The sequence below is a fragment of the Paenibacillus lautus genome (assembly GCF_050482385.1).
GTDB classification, from domain to species: domain Bacteria; phylum Bacillota; class Bacilli; order Paenibacillales; family Paenibacillaceae; genus Paenibacillus_AQ; species Paenibacillus_AQ lautus_B.
On the sequence record NZ_JBCNHV010000002.1, the window covers coordinates 23,174 to 42,830 of the forward strand.

Genomic DNA, 19,657 nt, shown 5'->3' on the forward strand with positions numbered 1-19,657 from the left:
ACGGGTGAGCAAAAATTGTTTAAACGAAAAATTACCGACTGGAAGGGAAGGATTAGGCCGGCAAATCGCCAATTCATATAGTACAGATCCGAAGGCGTTCCGATGGGGACGTCTTTATTCTATTGAACTGAGGCCGACCGATTGAACGGGTCGGTGTGGAGGAACAATGAAAAAAGTACGCATTCCATTCGACATAAAGACGCTGCCCGTAAGCTTGCAGCCCTATATCCAGACAGCTACCGTCTATGACAGCAGCTCCTCGGAACAGGCCAAAACCCTGTACATCGAGGGAGCGGGCCAACCTATGTTTTTGAAGATTGCGAACCGCGATGAATTAAAGAGAGAAGGGTTGATGTCGGATTATTTACACGGAAAGGGCTTGGCTCCCAAGATGCTGGCTTATGAGCAGCATGGCGAGAATGATTACCTCTTGACCGTCGCCCTGCAAGGGGATGATGGAGTGTCCGGAGGCCATCTGGAAGATCCAAAGAGACTGGCCGCCGTGTTCGGGGAGAGTTTGCGTTATCTCCATTCTATATCTGCTGCCGATTGTCCCTTTCCGAATCGAACGGCTGAGATTGTGCTCGAGTATCAGGAGAGTTTTATGAACAAAATGGAGGATATCCAAGGATTTCCGGGCGGAAGAGAACAGGCTCTATTAAGCCTGGAGAAGCTGCAAGGAACGGAGGACCATGATGTGCTGCTTCACGGCGATTATTGTCTGCCAAATCTGATTATGAGGAATTTCCAGCTTGAAGGTTTTATCGATCTGGGTTATGGCGGGATCGGGGACCTCCATTACGACCTCTACTGGGGAATTTGGACCCTGCGATATAATCTGGGGAGCGATGACTACAAGGATATTTTCCTCGACCATTACGGCCGGAGCGATGTCGATCCGGAGAGATTGGCGTTATGGACTGCACTGACAGATCGTATTTAGGTGGAAAGGGAGATGCACATGAATTCATATCATATTCGAGTCGCTGGCCGGGAGGATGAATCCTTTTTGAGGGAAATGCTGTATGAGTCCCTGTATGTGCCTGAGGGAGAGGAGCCTTTTAGCCGGGACATACTCGAAGAGCCGTTCATGAAAAAATATGTGGAGAACTGGGGGAGGGAAGGCGATTTAGGCTATATTGCCGTGAATGCCGCAGGGAAGCCGGCAGGCTCGATTACGATCCGTTATTTTGATGAAGGGAACAAAGGGTTCGGTTACGTGAGCGATGACATTCCGGAACTGGGCATGGCGCTGCTGCCGGAATCCCGCGGGCAAGGGCTTGGAACGGCCCTGATGAAGGAATTATTCAGAGGAATGAAAGAGCAGGGTATCCAAAAGGTATCGTTAAGCGTCGCTCCGGAGAATACGGCCGCTATGAAATTATATGAGCGGTTCGGATTTCAGGAGGTGGGCATGAGCGGAACCTCTATCACGATGCTTGCGGACATAATCTGAAGAATGAGAATTGGGGATCTAATAAGGGATGATGGGGGGATCACGATGCTGGTGTACGAGGCTGGACCGATTACGGTTCGCGAGCTGGAGGAGAAGGATGAATTATCTTTAGCTTCTTGGTTGTCGAATCCGGATGTGCTGCAGTATTACGAGGGACGGGATAATCCTCATGACGTGGAGCGGGTGCGGGAGCATTTCTATGTGGATGATGATGAGACCCGCTGTATTATCGAATATGAGGGGAAACCGATCGGGTATATCCAGTTTTATCTTCTGAATGAGGAAACGTTAGGCGAGTATGGGTATAACGGGAGTGATGCAGACTGCAGAACGTTTGCCACGGATCAATTCATCGGGGAGCCGAACTATTGGAATCGAGGCATCGGTACGAAGCTCATAACTTCCATGGTGGATTATCTCGTGTTTCAAAGGCAGGCCGACCGGATCGTGATGGACCCGCAGGCTTGGAATGAACGGGCGATTGCTTGTTACGAGAAGTGCGGCTTTCGGAAGGTCAGGCTGCTGGAGAAGCATGAACATCATGAAGGAGAACTGCGGGACTGCTGGATTATTGAGTATCGGGCGGAGCGAAATTAAATACATTTGGACGTAGAGGGATGGGCCAGCGTGGCTCATCTTTTTTTGTTTGGCGCAAACGCACAAAAAGTAAAATTCGTTCCAAAATGCACATTTCTCTTTCTTATAAGCGGCAAGCGACTTTTTTACAATGGAGGTATCCAGATTCTACGTTTAATAGCATCGGTCTCAAGTAGAGATACAAGTGAAATGTGGTGCTAAGCAAAAATGCCCAGGAGGAGAGACGTATGAAACGAACAAACAGATCTGCCCATCTTAGCATGGCGGCGAAGGAGCAAATTGCCGGATATTTATTTGTTGCTCCTTTAATGCTTGGGCTGTTTATTTTGACATTAATCCCTGTCATTGGGTCTTTGCTGCTAAGTTTTACGAATTGGAACTTCGTAGCCGGGATGGGCGCGATCAAATTCACAGGACTGAGTAATTTCGCCACCCTATTCAAGGACAGTGCGTTTATGCAAAGTTTGGTTAACAATCTGGTCTTCATTATTACCGTTCCTGTTACCATGATTTTGGCCTTGGTACTTTCGGTACTGATTGACCGGCAGGTCTATCTTAAGGGTGCTTTTAAGGTCATTTACTTTCTTCCCTATATTTCAAGCATTGTTGCCGTCGCCATGGTGTGGCAGGTTCTGTTCCACCCATCTCTCGGACCCGTGAACAACACGCTGATCTCCCTTGGGATAGATAATCCGCCGAAATGGCTTGCGGATATCGATTTTGCGCTGCCGTCCCTGATGATGATTCAGGTGTGGATCCTATTAGGGTACAACATCATCATCTATATTGCCGGATTACAGTCCATCCCAAGAGACCTGTATGAAGCTGCCGAGATTGATGGAGCCAATGCATGGGTGAAATTCCGCAGCATTACGCTGCCGTGCATATCGCCGACCACCTTTTTCTTATTAGTGACGGGGATCATCGGTACCTTCAAGATTTTTGATCTAATCCAAGTGCTAACACAGGGCGGACCGGCTAATTCGACAACCGTCATCGTATATGAGTTGTACGATACAGCCTTCAACCAGTTGAAGACAGGTTATGCCTCCAGTATGGCTCTGGTCCTGTTCCTGATCTGTCTGCTGATCACGGGTGCACAGATGTTGGCTCAGAAGAAATGGGTTAACTATTAGAGGTTGTTCAAAAAGTCGTCCTTTGATCACGAAGCAGCACATGAAGCTTAATCGACATCGAATCTTGAATTCAGCCGGGCATGAGAGGAGAGGTACCCCATGAAATTAAATATATCCAAATTGATTTGGACGATCGTTATGGCCTTCATCGGTATTCTGTTTATTCTTCCGTTTGTATGGATGTTGTCAACCTCCTTTAAACCGGAGATGGATGTGTTCAAATTTCCGATTGAATGGATTCCGAAAAATTGGAATGCCGTAGAGAACTACCAGACGGTATGGAGCGGACAGTTCGTACGTTATTATTGGAACTCCATTTATATCACGATCGCTACGACCGTCATTAATGTGTTTGTATGCGCGCTTGCAGCCTATGGTTTCTCCAAGCTGCGTTTTCGCGGCAGAGATGCCATGTTTGTGCTTGTTCTGGCTTTGTATATGGTCCCGCCGCAGGCTTCGCTGGTACCGCAGTTCTTATTGTTCAATTGGATGAATCTGATTGATACCCATGCGGGTCTGATCCTGCTGAACAGTTTCAGTATTATTGGAGCATTCATGTTGAAACAATTTTTCATGGGCGTGAACAATGAATACATCGAGTCCGGCAAAATGGACGGGGCGGGTCACTTCCGAACCTTCTGGCAGATTGCCCTTCCGCTTATCCGTCCGGGTGTCGCTACTTACGCTATTCTCCGGTTCATCTGGACATGGAACGACTATCAGTATCCGTTAATTTTCCTGAAGTCCAAAGATCTGTTTACGATCCAGCTCGGCATTCGTCTCTTTGGGGACCAATACGGGGATGTATATTCCCTTATGATGGCTGGCGCCGTATCGGCTATATTGCCTCTGCTTATCATTTTTGCGATTGGTCAGAAGCAGGTCATCGAGGGCATTTCGCTTGGCGGAGTCAAGGGCTGATAAAAAGTCAAAATAGTTTGGCTTCCGTAAAAATAGGGAACTACGCTGAAAGATTGATCATGATAGGATGATTTTGTAAGCACTTACTTCTATGAATAACGGGAAGCAGTTACTTTCGAGGAGGGTCAATATGAAAATCAAGAGATTATCGGCGATGGTGTTAAGCTTATCCTTTGCGCTTGTTGTTTCGGCTTGTGGGGGCGGAGGCAGCACGACGTCCGATTCGGCCGCCCAAGGCAGTGGGGACGCAGGCAAGGAAGCAGCACCTGATCAAATTGTGTTGAAATTAAGCACATGGCAGACGGATGCAAAAGCGCAATGGAGCAAGATTATTCCCGAGTTCGAGAAGAAGCATCCAAACATCAAGGTGGAGCTGGATCTTCTGAACGAGAAGGGCGATTCGCTTGCTTCCATGCAAAAACTGGACCTGATGGCCGCTTCGAATGACCAGTTGGACATCGTCGAGCTTCCTTATACGAATTATTCGCAGCGGGCAGATATCGGACTCTTTGAACCACTCGAGAGCTACATCGAACAAGATGGCTACCAATACGATGATGAATACTTGGTGGATACCCGAGTCAACGGTAACATTTACGCACTGCCATCCTCCATGCAGCGCTGGTTCGTTATTATGAACAAAGCGATGTTGGAGGAGGCGGGTCTGCCGATCCCTACGGACTGGACGTGGAAAGAGTTTGAGGATTACGCGAAGAAGCTGACCAAGGGGGAAGGTGTCGAGAAACGATATGGTGCTTACCTGCACAATTGGCCGGATTACTTCCAGCTGCAATTGATGAGTAAGCCTTCTGATAATACGTTTCTTAAAGGCGACGGAACATCCAATGCCAAGGACCCACTGCTGAAAGCTAATCTGGAAATGATGAAGCGAATGATGTATGAGGATAAGAGTGCGAACCCGTACGAAGATATTATCTCGCAAAAGCTGGCTTACCGTAATCAATACTTCAACGGACTTGCTGCTATGCTCCCTATGGGGGATTGGATGGTAGCGGAGTCCGGAGGAACGGACGCCATTCCGGCTACCTTCGAAACCGTATTTGCACCTCTGCCTAAACTGGAAGGGGAAAGCAAACATTACTCCCCGGTACAACCGACATATATGGCAGTGGCAGCAAAATCCGAAAATAAAGAGGCCGCTTATCAATTCGTCAGATGGTATACGTCCGAAGGTCTCGAAATTGGGGGAAGAGTATTCTCCGGCTGGGCCAAGTCGGATACGGATAAGCTGATCGATACGATTGTAGGCTCCTCGAAAGATCCATCGAAGATCGATGTGGAGTCACTGAAATATACGATTAATAACACGGTGCCAGGATCAGCTCCCGTGCCTGTAAAATATGCCGAGGAAGCAAAGAATGTTGTGATTCCGGAAGCGGAGCTGTATATTCTGAATAAGCATGATCTGGACAAAACGATCGACAGCATCGATCAGAAGATTACCGAGGTTGTGAATAGTAATAAAAATTAGGCTGAGTTCGGAGAATGTGATATGCCTAATGCATGAACAGGATACGAGGATGGTTAAGGGGAAAACTCAGGTTTTCCCTATTCCAATTCATTAAGATTTGAGGACTGCATCTGTGATGATTCCCAAATTTTCATTGCGAAAAAAATTGATCTGGTCAGCACTGCTTTGTTTTCTGCTCCCCCTAGGCGGAATATACTGGGTTACCAATTATTTAACTAAGGATCTTCTGCTGGACAGGGCCATTGTGAGCTCTGAGGATGCACTAAAAGCGGTTCAATCCGATGTAAATAGCGTTCTGGATCAAACATTGGAGTTGTCCAACATGGTGCTGACGAACTCGGAGATCAGACAGCAAATTATGTCTAGGCAGAAGCAGGGCACGCAGGAATACAAGAATGAGATCCTTGTAAATTACAGCCGCTTGATCCGGCTGCTCGATGAGCTCTTTAGACAGCATGATGATTATTATGTCACCATCCTTGGAAAGAACGATTTTACATATACCAATTATTCTCACAACGACTTTAATCCGGCCATCTTATACAAGCAGCCGTGGTTCGCCGAGCTAAACCAAATTCCTTCGTTCTCAACTTATTGGGTGGGATTGCAGGACAATTATTTTAATGCTGCCGACAAGGATTCTTATCTGATTACGATCGGGCGACCGATAAGAACTTCCTCCAACAGCATCATCGGTTATGTCATCATCAGCGTGAATGAACGTAAGATCCGCAGCCATCTTCAGAGCGGCTCTAATTCAGACCAGGATATGATGCTGCTGGACGAGGAGGGTGTGGTCATCTCTCACTCCGATCCGTCCCTTATCGGAAGCAGAATGACCTGGTGGAATCAGGATGAGCCAGCACGAACGATTGAAATGGACAGCCGGGAATATGTATATGCCGAGCAGTCCATTCGTCCGAATACTTGGAATCTGGTCAGCTTAATTCCACTATCATCGGCCGTCTCCAAGTATAAACAGATTTTATTAATTAGTTTTGGGCTGCAGGTGCTTTTCTTTACCTTATTCTGTATTCTTCTGATGGTATTGATTTCGGCCTTTACGAAGCCGATGAGGGAACTGAGCAGCTTCATAACCCGCATTGGCCGGGGGCAGCTGGATATCCGCTCGGGCATACGCGGCAACAACGAGGTCACTCAGCTCGCACGGACGATTGATCATATGCTGGACAGGATCGAATCCAATATCGAGCAAATTACCGTGGAACAGGCCAAGAAGCGAAAGGCCGAGCTGGAGATGCTGCAGGCTCAGATCAACCCGCACTTTATGTTTAATCTTCTGAATTCCATCCGGCTTAACATACTGATCGAAGGGGATAAAGAGAACGCCGAATTGATTGCTTCCTTGTCTTCCCTGCTGCGCATGACGATTAACCGCGATAATGAATTTATTCCGCTTCATGAAGAGGTGCAGACGGTTCATCACTATATCCGGCTCATGAATTTCCGGCATGCCAACCAGGTGAGACTTGAGGTGAATTACGAGGCAGGCTGCGAGCAAGCGTTAGTTCCGCGTTTCATGATTCAACCGATCATTGAAAACGCTATTATTCATGGCTATGAGCAGTTTGCCGGGGTCATCTTCATTGAGGCGGTCCATATCACTGAAAAAGGGGCCAATGATCTCAGCATCACGGTCCGCGACAACGGGATCGGTATGAGCGAGGCTACGCTTCAAGAGCTGCGCGCCAATGTGGACTCGGTTCAGGGAGCAGCAGCACCTGGCAAAAAGGGATTTTCCGGCATTGGTGTCAAGAATGTGTTTCAGCGCCTTCGTTTGATCTACGGAACGAACGCCCAACTGGAGATTCACAGTGAGCAGGACATTGGAACAAACATCACGTTAAAGTTTCCATTCGAGGTGGAGAGAGGTGAGCATGGTGTTGACAGCGATTCTGGTGGACGATGATTATCCTGTTGTACGCTATTTGTCACAAAGCATTGCGTGGAGAGAGCTGGGTGTTGAATTGATCGGTTGTTACTCGAACGGCTTGGAGGCTTGGGAGGATGCGCAGCTTAAGCAGCCTGACATTATTATTACGGATATCGGGATGCCCAAGATGAATGGCCTGGAGATGCTTGAAAAATTCAATACAGTGAATCCCTTGTTTCGAGCCGTCATTTTATCCTGTCATAACGAGTTCCATTATGCGCAACAAGCTATGAAGCTGAAAGTGAGCGATTATATTCTAAAAGAAAGCTTGGACGTAGAACAGCTGCAGCAGCTGCTGCATAACATCGCCATTGATCTGAGCGAGGAGAAGCACAAAGCGGCAGAAGTGATGATGTATATGCAGAAAGAATCGCTCAACCGGTCCGCGCTCAAAGATCAATTGCTGAAAGATACCCTGTACCAGTTATCTTGGACGAAGGAAGCATGGATTAAGCATGCCCGGTTAAATGGTGTTGACCTTCAGGCCAGATATTACTTGCCTTTCGTTGTCTCTATCGACCGTATGCCCGAAGTTTCAAGGACCCGCAAAATGAACGATTATACGATTGCATTCGCGGTCGAAAATGTGCTGCAGGAAGTGCTCGATTCGATGCACCGCAGCGTTATTTTTCATTACAGCAACAAAGAACTGGTTGTTTTCATCTGTTGCGAGGACCCTGTTAAGGAACAGAAGATACTCTACTATTCCTTGCAGCGGGCGATAACGGCCATGAAACAATATTTGAAAATATCAGTTACATGCCTATTGGGACGGGAAGCCGCAGCACCTGAGGAGCTTCGGCTTATATTAATGCCCATGCTCAAGGAATGGAGCCATCGCTTCTATCTGGAGGAATCCAGCATCTGCCGGTACGAGAAGTCGTCCTTCACCAGCGGGGACATGTATGGAGAGTATGCCGTATTCTTCTCGCGGATCAATGACATGCTGGCCTTGAATCGACCTGAACATTTGGAGGAGATTGTAAAGGAATGGGCGACATGGGTAGAAACGAACCGGTTTCCCCCTGCGGATGTGAAAGAATGGGTGCTGCAGCTGCTCATGGATTTACAGATGAAAACGAAAGTGACATTACAGGTTCAGGACAGCATAACCGAAGAGAAGCTGTATGACGCGATCAACGATATTCATTCCATGGAGCATCTGCGGAGCTGGATCGTGGCATATCTGACCGAGCTCTCCCGCAGATTAAGCGTATTATCCATCCGCTCTAAGCGTTCCGAGATCATCCGGGCGCAGAAATACGTGATTCAGCACGTGACCGAGAAATTGACGCTTGAAGAGATGGCGGGTTATTTAAATTTGAACTCGAGCTATTTCAGCCGCTTGTTTAAACGCGAAACGAACCAGAATTTTATCGAATACGTCAATATGGTTAAACTCCAGAAAGCCAAGCAGCTCCTTCAGCAGTCTAATAAGACCGTCGAGGAGATATCGGACTATCTGGGTTATGCCAATAAGAGCTATTTTATCAAATTGTTCAAACGGGAAATTGGTATGACGCCCAGCGAGTTTACGTCTTGGAGTTAATTTTTAGCGATAGGAGGAGAGAGTGAGATCATGGGACAGACACAAGGAACGTTACAAGGCTTACCACTTCGCACCAAAGCCGATCTGCAGAAGGCCGTGCTGGATACGCTGGAGCCTTTGAAGCGGCGGTTCACGTCGGGATATGCCGGACTAACGCTTGGATCAACAGCAGCCATACATAATGACGCCATTGCACTTATGGAGGCTTTTGCCAGACCCTTATGGGGATTGATTCCCCATGCGAGCGGGGGCGGCGAGTCGGATTTATGGCCCCTGTACCTGAAGGGCATCGTGAATGGTACGGACCCGAAGCATGCCGAATATTGGGGAGAGTTTACGACCCAGGATCAGCGTATGGTCGAGCAGGCGGTATTCGGATTTGGACTGGCGCTGGCTCCACATAAGCTGTGGGAGCCATTGCAGGAGCAGGAAAAGCAGCGGCTGTACCGGTGGCTCAATCAGATCAACCTCGTGGATCATTCCAATCCGAACAATTGGTTGATGTTTACGGTGCTTGTCAATATGGGCCTCAAGAAGGTGGGCATGCCTTACAATCAAGCCATTATGGATGAGTATCTCGATATCATCGATACTTACTATTTAGGCGATGGATGGTATTCCGACGGCAAGACGGACCAGCGGGATTATTATATTCCGTTTGCGATGCACTTCTATACGCTGATTTACGCGAAGCTGATGGAGCAAGACGATCCTGAACGTGCTCGGATTTATAGGGAGCGGGCGAAGACGTTTGCAGAGCAATTCATTTATTGGTTCGCCGAGGATGGGAGCAGCCTTCCTTTTGGACGAAGCCAGACTTATCGCTTCGCCCAAGTCTCCTTTTGGTGTGCGCTGGTATACGCCGGCGTCGAGCCATTCTCCCTTGGTGTGATCAAAGGGATCATTATGAGGCATTTGCGGTGGTGGTTTGCCCAGCCCATCTTTACGACAGACGGCTTGTTAAGCATCGGATATGCCTACCCCAATTTGATCATGGGAGAAAGCTACAATGCGCCGGGATCACCATACTGGGCGTTTAAATCGTTTCTCATATTGGATTTGCCGGATGATCATCCGTTCTGGACCGCGGATGAGGAGCCCTTGCCAAACTTGAAACCAGTATCAGTCCAGCCTCATGCCAGAATGCTGGTATGCAAACCGGAGGATGATGGGCATATAACAGCTTTGGCTTCCGGTCAAATGGCTAATTTTGATATGGCACACAGTGCAGCCAAATATGCAAAATTCGCCTACTCTACGCGATTTGGTTTCAGCGTTCCCAAAGGGTATTACGGCCTCGGACAGGGGGCTTATGATTCGATGCTTGCTCTAAGCGAATGCGATGAGCATTATCGTGTACGCCGCTTTTGCGAGGAGTTCCGCATCGAAGAGCAGTATGTATACTCCAGATGGCTTCCTTGGCATGATGTCGAAGTGCGGACATGGCTGGTTCCTGCCGGACTGTGGCATGTACGGATTCATCATATCCATTCAAGCCGCTGCTTAACTGCAGCTGAGGGCGGATTTGCCGTGGGAAGGATGACTGATTTTTCCCTAAGCGAGATCGAGGCGGTCAAGGCGGAGCCTGAGCGGATGGCTGCGATGATGCCGGGTGGAATCAGTGGAATCGTAAATGTGCAGGGATACAGTGGCGCGGTCATGGTTTACCCGGAGGCCAATACGAACCTGCTCAAGCCGAGAACGATGATTCCCACGTTAACCGCCCAGCTGGAGCCGGGCGAACATGTTTTGATATCGGCCGTATACGGCGCTTCAAACCGTGAGGACAGTCGGAGACGTTACGACCTGCCTCCGATTGTAGAGCGCACACTCGAAGGAAACATCGTCGTTATGGATGCCGAGAACGGAAGCGTCCTATTACGTTTGGACATATAGCACAAACAAGCATATGAGCAAGGGGAGGATGAACATGTGGAAAGGCGCAATTGAGGATGCCATTCAGAAAATCAAGCAAAATATTAGGAAGCATCCGGGGAAGTTGCCGCATATTATCGAGGGCCAGCGATACGAGTGGGGCGATAATAACGACTGGATCGAAGGATTCTATGTCGGGATGATGTGGCTTGCCTACGAGTATGGACAAGATCCCTTCTATAAGGAGGCGGCTGAGTCTTACCTGACCAATTTTCAGGATCGGCTGGATCGGCATGTGGCATTGGATCATCATGATATCGGTTTTCTATATTCACTGTCTGCGGTAGCGCAGTGGCGTGTAACGGGGAGCGATGCGGCTCGTATGACGGCACTGCAGGCAGCGGATACCTTGCTGGCACGGTGGCGCCCACAAATGGGGATTATACAGGCATGGGGCCCAGCGGATGATCCTGAGAACGGGGGACGGATGATTATCGATTGTCTACTGAATCTCCCGCTACTGTTTTGGGCTCATGAGCAGACAGGTAAAACGAAGTATTATGATATTGCCATGAAGCATGCCTTACAGAGCCAGAAGTTTCTGGTGCGTGGGGACGGGTCCTCCTACCATACGTTCTATTTTGACGTTAACAATGGAAACGCATTTCGGGGCGGTACCCATCAAGGGTACCAAGATGGATCGACCTGGACACGTGGTCAGGCCTGGGGAATATACGGTTTTGCACTGGCTTACAGATATACGAAGCATGAGGCATTTTTGGATACGGCCAAGCGTCTTGCCCGATATTTCATCGAGCGTATGGCTGAGGATGCAGTTGTCTATTGGGATTTCGATGTGCCGATTGAGGAGGGCACACCGCGCGACAGCTCGGCGTCGGCTATCGCAGCGTGCGGATTGCTGGAGCTCCTGGAACTTATGGGAGACCGTGATCCGGACAGGATGGTGTTCGAGGATGCCTTGAACCGCAGCATGAGCGCATTGGTGGAGCATTATTCAACGATGGACCTGCCGGATGCGGAGGGGCTGTTGAAGCACGGCTCCTATCATGTGAGGGGGGACCGGGCGCCGGATGATTATATGATCTGGGGAGATTATTTTTATTTGGAAGCGCTGGTTCGGCTTGAACAAGGAATTAAAGGCTATTGGCACGAATCTTAAAGCTGAAATATGTAACGGGTATTACCTCTGTCGGCGATCTGCCTGCAGAGGTTTTTTGTGTACCTGACGAACGGGACGAGGCAGCGGAATCAAAGAGGTAAAAATCGTGTGGCATCCGTCAAATTTGTTCATTATATCTGTTTTTTTACTTTCCTATAATAAGGTTGATCTTAAATGTAAGTGCTTACAAAAGGATGGGGGGAGATTATGTTTGGGAAAAGGCCTATAGCCCGCACGTTAATACTCCTATTGTTTAGCCTTGTTGTGGCAACCACGATTATTGCCGTTGTCCTGAACATGGAGATGCGAGCTTCAGCGGATGAAGTCGTTCTCACAATTGATGATGAGCCCGTTACGGTTCAAGAGTTTCAATTTTTTTTACAGCAAAATAAAGCATGGACTACTAGCTACTTCAAGCAGAAATACAATGCCGATTATAGTGAAGACTTTTGGACTTCTGCTTATGAGGGAGAAACACCGCTTGATTATGCCAGGCAAAAAACGGTGCAGGATGTAACACGTATAAAAACCGAACAGAGTCTGATGAAACAGCACGGGATCATCCAGGATGTATCCTATGCGTCCTTCTTAAGGAATCTGGCAGCGGAAAATGAAACCAGGCAACAGAAAATTCGGGAGGGGCAGCCGATATATGGTCCTCAGCAGTATGGCGCCGAGCCATTTTACTCCTATACGCAGAGCATGAATTATCAAAGATTAATCGATACGTTGGTTAAGCAAACAGGGAATTCGCTTGGCGATAAGGAACTGAAGGCCCTTTATGAAGAGGTTAAATCCGAATATTTTCATCTGGGGTATGCGTTCGTATATGAAAAAGTAACGGCCTCAGGCACGGAGTCTTCCCGTACCCTGAATACCCTTCAGGAGCTTGTACTCTCTGAGAAGTTAAGTGTTGAGGAAGCTATCGCAAGGTTGAGCCCCTCAGGCGTTGAGGTGCAGAAAGACACGCTGGATATAGACACCAAATCCAAAGACGATGATGCAGCGCGGTATCTACACGATGTGCTGACGTCTACTCAGCCGGGTGAGTTTACCGCTATTCAACAAGATGCGGAAGGCTCTATGATGTTCAGGCTTCTCGATACCAGGGATAAAGGCTATGCGCCGTATGAGCAGGTTAAAGCTTCCCTGGTTCAACTATACATTCAGAAGCAGCTGGAACAGCAGGTAAGTCAGAAGTTACACAATGCTAATATTCGGATCAACGAGGAGGTGCTGAGGTCGATTTCGTTCTAATTCTGATAACCAAAAGATTGTGTCAGGAGGATGATGTAATGAGTCATGGGAAAAGAAACAGCAAGCGAAGGTTGCTCACCGTTTGTCTTAGTATGATATTGGCGGTTTCCCTGGGAGTTCCTGATCTGCCCGGGAATCGGGTAAGCGCAGCAGAATCCTTGAAGGCAGCGGCGTCTGTCCGGGCTGCATCGGGAACGGTCTATTATGTCAGCTCGGATGGGGATGATGCCAATAACGGAAAGTCGGAGAGCCAGTCCTGGAGAACGCTCGAGAAAGTAAATAGCATGAATTATGCACCTGGTGATCATATTTTATTTAAAGCCGGGGATGTATGGAATGGATCACTCAAGCTTCGGGGAATATCCGGTACGGAGGATGCACCGATCGTATTCAGCAGTTATGGCGATATTGAGGGGCAAGGCCGGCCGGTTATAAACGGAAACGGCACAACCACCACGGAGAGATCTGCGATTATAGAAAACTACAAAGGCGTTTCGGATAAGACGATGTCGGCCACCATCGATGTAGTGGATGGCAGCTATCTGGAGTTTTCGAATTTTGAACTGACCAACTACCATCCGGATATCATCTCGCAACGAGCGGGCATCAATATCCGCACAGCCTCTACTACGGTATCGGAATGGGAAGCAAATCCTCACATGGGGATTGTTGTCAAGAATAATTATATTCATGACGTGAACGGCAATCCAAAGGGCTGGAAAATCGGAAGTGGCGGAATCCTGATTCTCGGTAATATTACGGACGTCCTCGTTGAGGGCAATATCGTGAAGCGGGTGGATATTGAAGGGATACGCAACGCCGGACTTTATAAAGAGGGCGATATTAAAGCTAATTTTCCGAGAGTCTTTAAAGATATTATTTTCAGAAACAATTATGTAGAAGAAGTACAGGGCGATGGCTTTGTGATGAGTAACGTCGGCGAGAATGGCCGCATGGAATATAACACCGTCGTCAAACACTCAGCTACAGACGTAGGGAATGTCAACTATGCGGGACTCTGGGTCATCGGTGTCAAGGATATGGTCATGCAGTATAACGAGGTGTACGGCGGGGTGTACGGGTATAACGATGGCCAGGCCTTTGACGTGGATATGTTCTCGGAGGGAGCGCTGTATCAATACAACTACAGTCACAGCAATCGCGGGGGCTTTATTCTCTTTATGGATGGTTCAACGAATTCTGTGGCTCGGTACAATATCAGCGTGAATGACGGAGACGGCAGATACCTGCTGCATTATTTACCGACACAGGCACAATATGCACCTCTGATTCATAACAATACATTTTTTACAGACGAGAATATCTCCACCAAAATATTTAACACTTCGAGCAAGTATGCACGGCTCTATAACAACATCTTCTACTCCAAGGCAGATACTCCAATGGGTGCCACCTCCTTCTCCGGTGGGGAGATCAAGAACAATATCTTTTATCCGGGAACGGGGATTAAGGGTACTGTATTCCCTGGCGCAGTCGTAGAGGACAATATCTTTGAAAGCCCGAAACTCGCCAGACCCGGTGAAGAGCCGAAAGATATTATTCAGGCAGATGTGAACCTCTTCGATGCGGAGAAGCTGAATGGTTATAAACTGTTATCGGATTCGCCGGCCATTAATGCAGGACTGGATATGAGCGCATATACACCTTCGGAATGGGGCATGGCAGATAAGGACTTTTACGATAATCCCCTGACTGACGGTAAAGCGGATATCGGTGCGCATGAATATTCGGGTGATGCACCAGCTCATCAGGCACCTGAAGTGCTGCCAACGTCGATGAAACTGAGTCAGGACAAGCTGGACTTGTATGCCCAGCAGGCGGGTCAAACGTTAACAGCAGAGTTTACACCTCAGGACGCATGGTTCAAGGGGGTGAAGTGGTCCAGCAGCGATCCACGAATCGCGGCAGTTGATGCGAGGGGATTCATCACGCCGCTGAGCCCGGGTGATGCGATTGTAAGGGCAGAAAGCACGTTCGATGCTGCAATTTACGCGGAGGCGCAGGTTACGGTTCACCCCCCATCCATGTTGAAGTCGTATCAAGTTGGGGCAGATCAAGTGGAGATATCGGAGTCTCATCCATCCGTACAGCTCCGCATTGACGGCGTGACAGAGGAAGGTATTACCCTGAAACATGCGCCTTATTACAAAGTACAATACAGGACGGACCAGGATCGAGTCACCGTGGACCAGGAAACCGGAATTCTGACGGCAAATGGTGATGTCTCCGGTATGAACGCGATAGAAGTCACGGCTGATGTAGAAGAATACAGCGATATTCAGTATTCACAGAGCTTTGAAGCGGGCTGGGGAGACTTTGTGTCAGAGACCGGAACGCCGATTGAGACAGGGGTCATCTCTGATCGAGTGGCTTATCAAGGAGAACGAAGCGCCTTATTTGTAAAAGGGAACGGCAGCAATGCGATACAGAAGCTGTTCGGATCACCGCAGCAAGGTATTGTAACCATGATGTTGTATGACGATGGCTCCAAATCGGGGAATACCCGGGTTGTTGCCCATGTTGGAAACGCAAGAAGCCAGCTGCTCGCCGGTATGGGCGTGCTGTATGATGGGAACCCAGGCTATGGCTCCCAGGACTATTATTCCGTGAGGGCAAGCGGTGTTTCAACGGCATGGGAAAAAACGAGTATTAAGCGTAGTAAAGGCTGGCATGAGATGAAATGGGACTATACCTCAGGAACCGAGTTGAAAATGTATCTGGACGGCCATTTGGTAAAAACGACGACGGCCATCACTCATTTTGACCGGATTGTGCTTGGCTTCCTGTGGGACAGCGCAAACGGCCGTACCTTTGCCTTTGACAATATCAAGTATGCTTCAACGGATGACAAGGTGACGAAACCGGCTGAGGGACTCACGCTGTCCGTGCATCATTCAGCGGATAGAGCCGTCTTGGAACAGGCAATTACCGTCGCCCAAAGCGTATATGATCCGGCCGTGGAAGGAACTGAGCCCGGACAATATCCAGCAGGTTCGAAACTCCAGTTATTCGATGCCATCGAAGCTGCCAAGGCAGTGCTGAACCAAGCGAATGCGAAGCAGAAGGAAATCGACGCTGCCGTCACTGCACTTCAAGCGGCTGTGGCAGCATTCCAGTCCTTGGTGATCGTGGATCCAGGAGCTCCCGTGGATAAAAGTCGTTTAAACGAAGCGATTACCGTGGCCAGATCGGTGTATGCCGAGGCTGTGGAGGGAGTAGAGCCCGGGCAATATCCGCCGGAGGCCATGCTGCGGTTCCATCATGCGATTCAGGCGGCAGAAGACGTGATGATGAATGAGGATGTGACGCAAGCGGATGTTCAAGCTGCCATCAGCGCCATATACGCGGCCCTTGCGGAGTTTAAAGGGAGCATGATTCCAGGAAGTAAAGTCCCTTCTTGGTCAGGAGGCATACTCACAGCGGAAAATGTCTCTGCCACCAGTATTCATCTTCATTGGTCAGGTGAGGTTCAGGCAGATCAAGTTGAAGGCTATACAATTTCTCGGAATGGGGCCGAATTAGCCACGGTAACCGGGTCAGTATACCGTTATCATGTCACAGGGCTAAGTCCTGACAGCATATACAGCTTCAAGGTTGAAGCAGGCAGTAAGGGTGAGTGGAGCCACGACGGCCCAAGTATTACCATCAGAACAGCCGCAATCGTAACGGAGCCTGGCGGCGGCTCATCGGATGGAGGGACATCGTCAACCACCCCATCCCCAACCGTTCCGAAGAGCGGGAACCCGGAGGAGGAGTCCAAGGAAGCCGAAGAAGATGACAAGGAAGAGGTTGAGAAACCGAGCCCTCCGAAACTGGAGGTGCATCTTCAGGATATTGGTAAACACTGGGCTTCAAAGGCTATCGAAAAGGCCGTGGAGCTTGGATGGGTACAGGGATATAAAGATCATACCTTCCGTCCCAACGCCAAGATTACACGTGCTGAGTTTGCAGTATTGTTAGGAAGGGCGCTGGGGTTGGGCCAAGGCCAGGGCCAGCAGGGGACTATAAGCTTCGAAGATGTGAACGGGATTCCTGCTTGGGCGAAGCCATTTGTTACAGGGGTTGTTAAAGCCGGAATCATGAATGGTTATGAGGATCGGACCTTCAGGCCGGCCCAAGAGCTGACCCGGCTGGAGATGACGGTCATGATCGCCAGAGCAAAGAAGCTTCCATTAGACCCTCAAGCGAAGGTTTCCTTTGCTGATGCAGATCAAATCCCTGCGTGGGCTCAGCCTTACGTAGCAGCAGCTGTTGAAGCGAAACTGATCCAAGGCAGAGGCCATGGAGTGTTCGCTCCAAAGGCTCATGCGACCCGCGCTGAATCTGTCAGTTTGATTGTTGCAATCCTCGGTGAGTAAGCCATAGCCGGGCGAACATGTAAAGAGCAAGAGAGTACGGTTTCCTGTTAGGACCGTGCACGCTTGCTCTTTTTTTTTAAGTACTCCGATCCTTATGGTTCAAGTAGGGTGGCTCTGATATCTTAGGGATCAATCCTCTTTCAGCTGCAGCTGCAGATGGTGCTTGGCGAATACTTCCCGCATGGCGGCTTTCGCTTCCAATTGGTCCGGACCGTAAACGTAGAGAAGGTACGTTTGGTTGCGGTACAGTGTCATGCTTAGTCCCAGTATGCTTTTTGCGTCGATATATTGATCCGGCCCAAGGACGAGTACGATGCTGGATGAGAAATCATTCGCCCTCATATTGATGTCCACGATGGCTCGTATGCTGCTTCCCATTCTGAATCCTCCCCGTTTCATAGAATCGTAATCGTTAACGGTATTCCCTTGGGATTCGGCGCGCTACCCCGGTTCGGATGGCTGCCTGGATGACAAGGTCCCGGATGCCGCTGACGACTTGCTGGTTGAATACGCTCGGAATGATGTAATGCCGGCTCCGTTCCTTGTCCGTGACCGCTGAAGCAATTGCTTCGGCTGCGGCGAGTTTCATCTCCTCGTTGATGGTGGAGGCTCTGCAGTCCAGGGCGCCGCGGAAAATTCCCGGAAAGCATAACACGTTGTTGATCTGGTTCGGATAATCCGATCTTCCCGTTGCAATGACACCCGCGATATCCTCGGCCTCCTCCGGCAGAATCTCCGGGATCGGATTGGCCATCGCGAAGACGATAGGACGCTCTTCCATCGCTTGAACATCCGCTCTCTTCAGGATTCCGCCGGCAGACAAGCCGATGAACACGTCGGCGCCTTGGATGACGTCTTGGAGTGATCCGGAACACCGTTCGGGGTTGGTATGGCTGGCGTACCATTGCCACATCGGATGGTCATACGTCTGATCGGCCGTAAGCGCACCGGGGCGATCGACGCCGATGATGTTCTTCACGCCCGCTGACATAAGTATTTTGCTACAGGCAATGCCGGCGGCGCCAATGCCACAGACGACAACTTTCAGAGTATCCACAGATTTACCGACAACCTTCAACGCATTGATCAAGGCTGCATACAGGACGACGGCGGTTCCGTGCTGGTCGTCATGGAACACCGGGATGTCCAATTCCTCGCGCAGGCGCTGCTCAATCTCAAAGCATCGCGGCGAGGAGATATCCTCCAGATTGATACCGCCAAACGCGGGAGCGATCGCTTTGATCGCCGTGATGATGCCTTCGGTATCCTGCGTATCCAGGCAGATCGGGAAGGAGTCTACGTCCGCCAGCTGCTTGAAGAGCATCGACTTGCCTTCCATCACCGGCATGGCCGCATAGGGGCCGATATTGCCAAGTCCCAGGACGGCGCTGCCATCGGAGATGACGGCTACGGTGTTACGTTTGACGGTGAGCGTAAAGGCTTTATGGGGCTCTTCATGAATGGCCATGCACACGCGCGCGACATCCGGGGTGTACACGCGGGAGAGGTCGGCGCGGTTCTGGATCGGCGCTTTCAGCTTGGTTTCAATCTTTCCTCCAAGATGCAGCAGGAAGGTGCGATCAGATAGATGCAGCAACTGAACGCCGGACATGCTGCGAATGCGCTCGGCAATAATGTCGATGTCGACGGTGTCGATCACCGTGATGGTGACGTCGCGAATCGTGGTATGCTTGCTCGTCTGAATGACGTCAATGGCCACGATGTCGCCGCCAGCCTCAAAGATGGCGGCCGTTACTTGACCGAAGCTGGCTTCTTCCGTATTCATTTCAATTCTAGCGATGACACTTTTGCCGCCTAGTTTGCTGGTATTCATGACTGCCTCCTTGAGTTATCGATATAC

Annotated in this window: 14 protein-coding genes; 12 read left to right on the top strand and 2 right to left on the bottom strand. The window is 49.4% G+C overall.

The features are described from left to right. The first annotated feature begins 166 nt into the window (after window positions 1-166). The 12 genes from ABEW73_RS04955 to ABEW73_RS05010 all read left to right on the top strand — a co-directional run bounded on the left by ABEW73_RS04955 (window position 167) and on the right by ABEW73_RS05010 (window position 17,796). The gene (locus ABEW73_RS04955) at window positions 167-943 is read left to right on the top strand and encodes an aminoglycoside 3'-phosphotransferase (RefSeq protein ID WP_430169576.1); all 777 of its coding nucleotides are present in this window, start codon (window positions 167-169) and stop codon (window positions 941-943) included. 18 nt (window positions 944-961) lie between these two features. Beyond that, the gene (locus ABEW73_RS04960; protein WP_430169573.1) at window positions 962-1,456 is read left to right on the top strand and encodes an N-acetyltransferase family protein; all 495 of its coding nucleotides are present in this window, start codon (window positions 962-964) and stop codon (window positions 1,454-1,456) included. Between the two features lie 45 nt (window positions 1,457-1,501). Beyond that, entirely contained in the window at window positions 1,502-2,053 is a 552-nt protein-coding gene (locus ABEW73_RS04965) for a GNAT family N-acetyltransferase (protein ID WP_430169571.1), read from the top strand. Between the two features lie 227 nt (window positions 2,054-2,280). Beyond that, window positions 2,281-3,189: a carbohydrate ABC transporter permease gene (locus ABEW73_RS04970; protein WP_430169568.1), complete on the top strand. Its 909-nt coding sequence runs from the start codon at window positions 2,281-2,283 to the stop codon at window positions 3,187-3,189. Between the two features lie 99 nt (window positions 3,190-3,288). Continuing rightward, window positions 3,289-4,110: a carbohydrate ABC transporter permease gene (locus ABEW73_RS04975; protein ID WP_339269326.1), complete on the top strand. Its 822-nt coding sequence runs from the start codon at window positions 3,289-3,291 to the stop codon at window positions 4,108-4,110. A gap of 130 nt (window positions 4,111-4,240) precedes the next feature. Then, window positions 4,241-5,602: an ABC transporter substrate-binding protein gene (locus tag ABEW73_RS04980; protein ID WP_430169565.1), complete on the top strand. Its 1,362-nt coding sequence runs from the start codon at window positions 4,241-4,243 to the stop codon at window positions 5,600-5,602. 115 nt (window positions 5,603-5,717) lie between these two features. Further along, a complete protein-coding gene (locus ABEW73_RS04985) occupies window positions 5,718-7,532 on the top strand; it encodes a cache domain-containing sensor histidine kinase (RefSeq protein ID WP_430169562.1) in 1,815 nt (604 codons plus the stop codon). Beyond that, the gene (locus tag ABEW73_RS04990; protein WP_430169632.1) at window positions 7,501-9,105 is read left to right on the top strand and encodes a response regulator transcription factor; all 1,605 of its coding nucleotides are present in this window, start codon (window positions 7,501-7,503) and stop codon (window positions 9,103-9,105) included. Before ABEW73_RS04985 ends, ABEW73_RS04990 begins: the two co-directional genes overlap by 32 nt. 30 nt (window positions 9,106-9,135) lie before the next feature. Next, window positions 9,136-11,001, top strand: coding sequence for a DUF2264 domain-containing protein (locus ABEW73_RS04995; RefSeq protein WP_430169559.1), 1,866 nt, complete (start codon window positions 9,136-9,138; stop codon window positions 10,999-11,001). Window positions 11,002-11,035: 34 nt separating this feature from the next. Beyond that, window positions 11,036-12,160, top strand: coding sequence for a glycoside hydrolase family 88 protein (locus ABEW73_RS05000; RefSeq protein WP_430169556.1), 1,125 nt, complete (start codon window positions 11,036-11,038; stop codon window positions 12,158-12,160). Between the two features lie 207 nt (window positions 12,161-12,367). Further along, window positions 12,368-13,417 carry a hypothetical protein gene (locus ABEW73_RS05005; RefSeq protein ID WP_430169553.1) on the top strand — a complete coding sequence of 350 codons (1,050 nt, stop codon included), beginning with the start codon at window positions 12,368-12,370 and terminating at the stop codon, window positions 13,415-13,417. Window positions 13,418-13,455: 38 nt separating this feature from the next. Then, window positions 13,456-17,796 carry an S-layer homology domain-containing protein gene (locus tag ABEW73_RS05010; protein ID WP_430169550.1) on the top strand — a complete coding sequence of 1,447 codons (4,341 nt, stop codon included), beginning with the start codon at window positions 13,456-13,458 and terminating at the stop codon, window positions 17,794-17,796. Between the two features lie 129 nt (window positions 17,797-17,925). On the opposite strand, the gene ABEW73_RS05015 is transcribed toward ABEW73_RS05010, so the two are convergent. Both ABEW73_RS05015 and ABEW73_RS05020 read right to left on the bottom strand, forming a co-directional pair. Beyond that, window positions 17,926-18,174, bottom strand: coding sequence for an HPr family phosphocarrier protein (locus ABEW73_RS05015; protein WP_216535223.1), 249 nt, complete (start codon window positions 18,172-18,174; stop codon window positions 17,926-17,928). A gap of 34 nt (window positions 18,175-18,208) precedes the next feature. Next, window positions 18,209-19,630: an NAD-dependent malic enzyme gene (locus ABEW73_RS05020; protein ID WP_430169546.1), complete on the bottom strand. Its 1,422-nt coding sequence runs from the start codon at window positions 19,628-19,630 to the stop codon at window positions 18,209-18,211. Between the last annotated feature and the right edge of the window lie 27 nt (window positions 19,631-19,657).

Coding starts and splice junctions, on each gene's coding strand:
- ABEW73_RS05015 (WP_216535223.1), bottom strand. CDS start 18,174: ATGGGAAGCAGCATACGAGCCATCGTGGACATCAATATGAGGGCGAAT.
- ABEW73_RS04955 (WP_430169576.1), top strand. CDS start 167: ATGAAAAAAGTACGCATTCCATTCGACATAAAGACGCTGCCCGTAAGC.
- ABEW73_RS04975 (WP_339269326.1), top strand. CDS start 3,289: ATGAAATTAAATATATCCAAATTGATTTGGACGATCGTTATGGCCTTC.
- ABEW73_RS04970 (WP_430169568.1), top strand. CDS start 2,281: ATGAAACGAACAAACAGATCTGCCCATCTTAGCATGGCGGCGAAGGAG.
- ABEW73_RS05010 (WP_430169550.1), top strand. CDS start 13,456: ATGAGTCATGGGAAAAGAAACAGCAAGCGAAGGTTGCTCACCGTTTGT.
- ABEW73_RS04980 (WP_430169565.1), top strand. CDS start 4,241: ATGAAAATCAAGAGATTATCGGCGATGGTGTTAAGCTTATCCTTTGCG.
- ABEW73_RS05020 (WP_430169546.1), bottom strand. CDS start 19,630: ATGAATACCAGCAAACTAGGCGGCAAAAGTGTCATCGCTAGAATTGAA.
- ABEW73_RS05005 (WP_430169553.1), top strand. CDS start 12,368: ATGTTTGGGAAAAGGCCTATAGCCCGCACGTTAATACTCCTATTGTTT.
- ABEW73_RS05000 (WP_430169556.1), top strand. CDS start 11,036: ATGTGGAAAGGCGCAATTGAGGATGCCATTCAGAAAATCAAGCAAAAT.
- ABEW73_RS04960 (WP_430169573.1), top strand. CDS start 962: ATGAATTCATATCATATTCGAGTCGCTGGCCGGGAGGATGAATCCTTT.
- ABEW73_RS04990 (WP_430169632.1), top strand. CDS start 7,501: ATGGTGTTGACAGCGATTCTGGTGGACGATGATTATCCTGTTGTACGC.
- ABEW73_RS04965 (WP_430169571.1), top strand. CDS start 1,502: ATGCTGGTGTACGAGGCTGGACCGATTACGGTTCGCGAGCTGGAGGAG.
- ABEW73_RS04995 (WP_430169559.1), top strand. CDS start 9,136: ATGGGACAGACACAAGGAACGTTACAAGGCTTACCACTTCGCACCAAA.
- ABEW73_RS04985 (WP_430169562.1), top strand. CDS start 5,718: ATGATTCCCAAATTTTCATTGCGAAAAAAATTGATCTGGTCAGCACTG.